Here is a 2133-nt window from a genome sequence, read left to right on the forward strand (position 1 = left end):
AAGCTGGAGCCGCAGCCGCAGCCCGATGCCGCGTTGGGGTTGGTGACCTGAAAAGCCGCACCGCCGAGGGATTCGACGAAATCGACCGCGCTGCCGCGCACCAGATCGAGGCTGATCTCATCGACCACCAAAGCAACACCATCCTGACGCGCGACGGTATCACCATCCTCGGGAGCATCGGCGAGGCCGAAGCGATATTGAAAGCCCGAGCAGCCGCCGCCTTCGACCGACAGCCGCAGGATCGCTGGCTTGCCCTGCTTGGCGGCAATCGCGGCGACACGGCTGGCGGCGCTGACGGTGAGGATAATATCGGCGGTGGCCGGTTGTGCGGTTGAAGCGCTGGTCATGAGCCTAACATAAGCCCTGCGACGATCCGCGACAAGCCGTGCAATTCCGGTCGAACGGCTTAACCCTCCGGGTAACGCTCAAAAGCGGGCAGCTCATGCGCGGTCCCCATCCACGCCAGTTGCTCGGCGGTCTGGATATGCGCCATCGCCGGGAACGCACTGGCGTCATCGAATGTCGCGGTCTGGATGTCGACGATGCCTGGCAACACCACCTCGTTCACATAAAACAGTCCGGTGCCGCACTGCGGGCAGAAGCTGCGCCGGGCATATTCGGACGAGCGATAAACTGCAGGCGTACCGCTGGTGAGACGAAAACTGCCGCTGGGCACTGCGGTCCAGCCCACCACCGGTGCCCCGGCGCAGCGCTGGCAATCGGTGCAATGGCATAGCGCCGTACGCACCGGTTCCGCATCATCCGCAGGCGCGGCAACCGCATAGCGCACCGCGCCGCAATGGCATCCGCCGGCCGCTTCGCTCATGCCGCTGTTCCTTCCGCTTCAGCCGCCTTGGCGTCCCTGCTGCTTTGGGCGGCGATCAGCGCGTCGTCGATCGCCTTGGCGCGGATATAGGCCGGGCGAATGTCCAGCCGCGCGGCATAAGCGGCAAAGCTGTCACGCACTGGCAGCGAGCCAAACGCCTGACCCCACATAACCTGCGCGCCGACATAGACATCGGCGGCGGTGAAGCGCGACCCGCAGATGTAGTCGCGGTCGGCCAGCCAGTCCGCCAGCGTATCGACCACCAGATCATAATGGCCATAGCCCAGCATGCCCTGCTTTTGCGGATCGTCCACGCTCCACCCCATCGCGCGGTTGGTAATCGCCTGTTCGAGCGGCCCGGCCCCGAAAAACAGCCAGCGATAATAATCAGCGGCTTCATCGGCGTGGGGGCCAAGCCCGGCATCGGGAAAGGCTTGCGCGAGAAAGGCACAGATCGCGGCGCATTCGGTCACCACCCTGCCCTGATGGACAATTGCCGGAACCTTGCCCATCGGGTTGATCGCCCGATAATCCGGGCCCTTCATTGTCTCCCCGTATTCCATGAGGTGCTGGGTGTAAGACACGCCGGTCTCTTCGATCATCCAGCGCGCAATCTGCCCGCGCGACATGGGGTTGGTGTAGAAATCGAGGGTGGTCATACCTGCTCTCCTGCGAATCGACGTCAAAGAACATAGCATGAACTTTGTTCGTGTCCAGCATCGTTCAGCAATCGTCAAACCCCTTCGCCCGCCCCGTCGCCTGCCCCAGCAAATCGCCCAGGCCGCGCTTGTATTTCTTATTCCTAAATACCCCGAACCGCCGCCCGCCAGACAAGCCTGTTTCGCGCAGCAGCGCATAATGACTGGTCAACCACCCGCCGTTACGGGTTTGTCAATTCTGCCATGTTAGGTCATGCTCCACTGTGGGCCGCAGAAGGGGCGCGACATGCAGCATGACGACAACAGCGCGGGCGCGCGCGCCGCCATCAGCGGCAGATCTGCCGATTCCGCGGTCGAAACGCGGTTCATCCTACGCGAACGACGTGCACGTGCAGCCCATATGCGCGTGTTCGCCGGACTGCTGGCGGCGATGCTGATCGGCTATTCTTTAATCAACCCGTTGTTCTTCACCCGGGCCGATGAAATCCGCTTCACGCTGATGCTGGCGCCCGCACTTGCCGTGCTGGCAGGCTATGCCGCCGCGACATACTGGCGGGGCTATGCCAGTCTGCCGCTGATTGATTTCGTTGCCCTGCTGGCCGTCGCTTTGCTGATCATGGCCGAAAATGCGCTGCTGTTCGATGAAAT

4 protein-coding genes are annotated in these 2133 nt (G+C 62.7%); 1 reads left to right on the forward strand and 3 read right to left on the reverse strand.

What is annotated here, in order from left to right; all coding sequences use genetic code 11:
- The 3 genes from ACEW8G_RS09220 to ACEW8G_RS09230 all read right to left on the reverse strand — a co-directional run.
- Positions 1 to 347, reverse strand: a 347-nt coding sequence (locus tag ACEW8G_RS09220) for a HesB/IscA family protein (RefSeq protein ID WP_373488132.1), incomplete at its 3' end; no start/stop codon positions are given.
- A 59-nt stretch (positions 348 to 406) separates the two neighbouring features.
- Positions 407 to 826, reverse strand: coding sequence for a GFA family protein (locus ACEW8G_RS09225; protein ID WP_373488133.1), 420 nt, complete (start codon positions 824 to 826; stop codon positions 407 to 409).
- Positions 823 to 1485, reverse strand: a complete 663-nt coding sequence (locus tag ACEW8G_RS09230; RefSeq protein ID WP_373488134.1) for a glutathione S-transferase family protein — start codon at positions 1483 to 1485, stop codon at positions 823 to 825. Before ACEW8G_RS09230 ends, ACEW8G_RS09225 begins: the two co-directional genes overlap by 4 nt.
- Positions 1486 to 1771: 286 nt before the next feature.
- On the opposite strand from ACEW8G_RS09230, the gene ACEW8G_RS09235 reads away from it, so the two are divergent.
- The coding region (locus ACEW8G_RS09235; protein WP_373488135.1) for a hypothetical protein at positions 1772 to 2133 on the forward strand (362 nt) is incomplete at its 3' end.

The organism is Blastomonas sp., assembly GCF_041747255.1.
Lineage (GTDB): Bacteria > Pseudomonadota > Alphaproteobacteria > Sphingomonadales > Sphingomonadaceae > Blastomonas.

What these genes read in the sequence shown, in the direction of transcription:
- ACEW8G_RS09225 (WP_373488133.1), bottom strand. Translation starts at nt 826, where the DNA reads ATGAGCGAAGCGGCCGGCGGATGCCATTGCGGCGCGGTGCGCTATGCG.
- ACEW8G_RS09230 (WP_373488134.1), bottom strand. Translation starts at nt 1,485, where the DNA reads ATGACCACCCTCGATTTCTACACCAACCCCATGTCGCGCGGGCAGATT.